General features: G+C 55.0%; 3 protein-coding genes and 1 pseudogene. 3 read left to right on the top strand and 1 reads right to left on the bottom strand.

The genetic code is table 11. From position 1 onward, the window contains the following. Positions 1 to 219, top strand: a 219-nt coding sequence (locus HLUSI_RS34275; RefSeq protein ID WP_238534023.1) for a hypothetical protein, incomplete at its 5' end; no start/stop codon positions are given. Positions 220 to 277: 58 nt separating this feature from the next. Here the strand turns inward: HLUSI_RS34275 and HLUSI_RS31780 are convergent. Beyond that, entirely contained in the window at positions 278 to 1,258 is a 981-nt protein-coding gene (locus HLUSI_RS31780; protein ID WP_016835141.1) for a LysR family transcriptional regulator, read from the bottom strand. A gap of 109 nt (positions 1,259 to 1,367) precedes the next feature. Here HLUSI_RS31780 and HLUSI_RS29220 point away from each other — a divergent pair. Together HLUSI_RS29220 and HLUSI_RS0117185 are read left to right on the top strand one after the other, a co-directional pair. Further along, positions 1,368 to 2,454: pseudogene (locus HLUSI_RS29220) on the top strand (tartrate dehydrogenase). Positions 2,455 to 2,595: 141 nt separating this feature from the next. Further along, positions 2,596 to 3,948: a glycerate kinase type-2 family protein gene (locus HLUSI_RS0117185; RefSeq protein ID WP_016835140.1), complete on the top strand. Its 1,353-nt coding sequence runs from the start codon at positions 2,596 to 2,598 to the stop codon at positions 3,946 to 3,948. Positions 3,949 to 4,022: the final 74 nt, after the last annotated feature.

Raw genomic sequence — 4,022 nt, 5'->3', positions numbered from 1 at the left:
CGGCAAGTAGCGTATCGCGACCCTGCGCGCTTCGTGCCCTTTGCTTCAGTGCATATTCCAGTGAATATGGTCACATCGTTCAACAACATGGACATCGACCGTTCAGCAACGCGGACAGTCGACCAGCGAATAGATGTGCTCGATAGACAGATACTGGAATTCGTTTCAAAGTCTGGAATCGGCCAGGAGCCGACATCGATAGTCGCAAGAGCAACTTGAAAAATATGTAGTCCCGAACGTTGCTATTCTAGGAAATAGGCGAAATACCCCGCGATATTCACATGGGTTTTTCGTCCACGACGTCTCGCGCTCGGCTATAGGCGGAACCTCCTGCTTGGGTGATTAGTGAGTGACTCGTCAGCTGTTCAGCAATGAAATCGACAAATGCGCGTATGCGGTTGGACATTTGATGACGTTGCGAATAGACGGCATAAATGTCGGCATTGGGTGTATGCCAACCCGGGAGGACTTGGACAAGCCGTCCATCTTGCAAATAAGTTCGTATGTCCCATTCTGCACGCATGAGGATGCCATGTCCCTCCAGTGCCCAATTGACCGCAATTTCCCCGTCGTTGGTAGTGAGATTTCCGCGGATTTTTACCGTTTCCGTCTTTGGCGTTAACCCGCTACTGGCGGTCAATCGCCATACGCCATAAGCCTCATCCCCTTGGCGAATTCCTAGACAATTGTGTTTGGTGAGGTCGTGAGGGGTAGCAGGTATTCCGCGGCGCGCAAGATACCCAGGGGTTGCGCATAGCAGTCTGTCATTCGGAGCCAGACGTCTTGCTATGACTCGCGTATCTGGTGGTTCTCCAAATCTTATACAGACATCAAAGCTGTCATCGGTCAGAGGCGGAGGCATCACCGAAAGCTGCAGTTGTACTGAAACCTGAGGGTACTCGGTCACAAATTTAGAGATAACCGGTGCCACATGACTACGTCCAAATCCCAACGTTGCATTGACGCGCAGCAGGCCTTCTGGACGGCGCTTGGAGCTACCCAAGAGTTCTGAGAGCTCGTCGATTTCGTCAAGAATGCGGCGTGCGTGCTCGAGATATAACTCCCCCTCAGGTGTAAGCATCATTCGACGTGTCGTGCGATTTACCAAGGGCACGCCGGCGCGACTTTCCATTTGCGTCAGATGCTTACTGACAGCTGCAGTGGTTAAGCCCAGCTCGCGAGCAGCTGCGGACAAGCTGCCCGCCATAGCCAGCACTGAAAAAAAGCGCAAATCCGACGGAAGCACAGTGTCTTGCATAACAATACTTGAATATAAGTTAAGGATGCTTTGAGTTTAGCACCGATTTTTTCTGAAAAATTTGCGTACAGTGCGACAGCACCACATCATTTTTTGAAAGGTCGGAGACATGAAAACTTATCAAATTGCAACTATCCCTGGTGACGGCATTGGCAAGGAAGTTGTTCCTGCAGGTCAGCAAGTGCTGGAGGCGCTTGCCGCAACCAGCAGCAAATTCAAAATTTGAGAACTTCGACTGGGGCGGTGACTACTATCGTAAGACTGGCGCCATGATGCCGGCAGACGGCTTGGACGCATTGCGTAACAAGGACGCCATCCTGTTCGGTTCTGCAGGCGACCCGCATATCCCCGACCACATCACCTTGTGGGGGCTGCGCCTCAAAATTTGCCAAGGCTTTGACCAATACGCGAACGTACGCCCGACACGTATCCTGCCAGGCATCGATGCTCCGCTGAAGCGCTGTGCTCAAGAAGACCTGAACTGGGTCATCGTGCGCGAAAACTCGGAAGGCGAGTACGCCGGTGTTGGCGGCCGTGTGCACCAAGGTCATCCGATTGAAGCAGCGACTGATGTGTCGATGATGACCCGCGCTGGCGTCGAGCGCATCATGCGTTTCGCCTTCAAGCTGGCACAATCTCGTCCGCGTAAATTGCTGACGGTTATTACTAAGAGCAATGCTCAGCGCCACGCGATGGTGATGTGGGACGAAATTGCTGTGCAGATTTCCAAGGAATTCCCTGACGTGAAATGGGATAAGGAACTGGTCGATGCTGCAACTGCACGCATGGTCAATCGTCCTGCCACCCTGGATACCATCGTTGCCACCAATTTGCACGCAGACATTCTGTCCGACCTGGCCGCAGCGTTGGCCGGCAGCCTGGGCATTGCACCGACCGGCAACATTGACCCCGAGCGCCGCTACCCATCGATGTTTGAACCCATCCATGGTTCGGCGTTCGACATCATGGGTAAGGGGCTGGCTAACCCGGTCGGTACGTTCTGGTCCGTGGTGATGATGCTGGAACATCTGGGTGAACATGAAGCAGCGAATCAGGTAATGGACGCCGTCGAAGCGGTCACAGCCGACCCGGCGTTGCATACCGGAGACTTGGGTGGAAAGGCCACCACTGCTCAAGTCACTGACGCGGTGTGTGCGTTCGTCTCCAACGCAGCCAGCAGCAAGAAGGCAGCTTAAGCAATCATTCAGCGGCCCATTCGGGCTGCTTCTCGCACAACTTATTTTGCATCGGCGCCGCAAGGCACGGGCGGGTGATTCTGTGCGCTGAATCAAAAAATCCAAGACAGGGCAATCAGCCTTGCTTGCGCAGGAGACGCAATGACAATTGCAAAAACACAGGACGGCGAGCTGTCCGAGCAGGCTGCTATTGACCGCCTGTTGAAAGGTATGTTCGATGCAGCTATCGCGATAGCGCAGCCTGCCGTCCGTATTCCCAAGTTTCTGCCAAAAGTGCCTGCCGGACGGGTTATCGTTATCGGTGCTGGCAAGGCGTCTGCAGCGATGGCCCGGGCTTTTGAGAATAACTGGCCAGGTAAGCTCGAAGGTCTCGTGGTGACTCGTTATGGCTATGGCATCTCATGTGAACGCATTGAGATTGTGGAAGCCGCACACCCGGTCCCTGACCAGAATGGCCTGCTTGCGGCCGCACGCATGATGCAGCTTGTCAACGGGCTTACCCCCGATGACCTTGTCGTATGCGTGATTTCAGGCGGTGGTTCGGCCTTGTTGCCCTTACCTATCGAAGGGATGACCCTTACCGACAAGCAGCGCATTAACCAAGCTCTTCTTGATAGCGGTGCATCAATTTCCGAGATGAACTGCGTACGCCGCCATCTCTCCGCCATCAAAGGCGGCCGTCTGGCTGCTGCCTGCCATCCTGCACGCGTTCTGAATCTGTTGATTTCTGACGTCCCTGCGGACGGGCTGCACGACATCGCGTCCGGACCCACGGTCGCGGACCCGACGACTTGCAATGATGCTCTGGCCATCGTTGACCGTTACCGTATTGTGCTGCCACCGCACGCGCGAGCCATGTTGGTTGACGGTACCGCCGAATCGCCCAAAGCCGGCGACCCGCGCTTGGCGCGTGTTGAGACACACCTGATTGCCACTCCGCAAATGGCTCTCGAAGCCGCCGCGGCGTTTGCTGCACAACATCATGTGGCTGCTCATATTCTGTCGGATGCAATAGAAGGTGAAGCGCGCGACGTAGGCAAAGTCATGGCGGCAATTGCGCGCCAGGTTGCGCGTGGTGATAAGCCGTTCTCGGCACCTTGCGTGATTCTTTCAGGTGGCGAGACCACTGTCACGGTGCGTGGAAACGGTAAAGGAGGACGCAATGTTGAATTCCTGCTCTCGATGGGTATCGCACTAAACGGTGAAGCGCGAGTGCATGTGCTCGCAGGCGACACCGATGGCGTGGATGGCCGAGAAGAAATTGCGGGTGCCTTATTACGTCCAGACACGTTGGCCCGCGCACGTGAGTTCAATCGGTCACCAATGACCAGTCTCGAGAATAACGACGCACATAGCTTCTTCCAGGCACTCGGTGACTCTGTCATTACCGGCCCAACCATGACCAATGTGAATGATTTTCGAGCCATCTTCATTGATGCACCTGGCAACACACAACAAACCAACAAGGGAATCAGCCATGCGCCGTCAGCGTAACGCAAAGATTGTCGCCACTCTCGGCCCAGCTAGCAGTGACCGCGCGACGATTGCGGCTCTTTTCGACGCCGGCC

Origin of the sequence: Herbaspirillum lusitanum P6-12, from assembly GCF_000256565.1 — a bacterium.
Classification (GTDB): domain Bacteria; phylum Pseudomonadota; class Gammaproteobacteria; order Burkholderiales; family Burkholderiaceae_D; genus Herbaspirillum; species Herbaspirillum lusitanum.
This window is presented reverse-complemented; position numbering and strand designations above follow the sequence as displayed.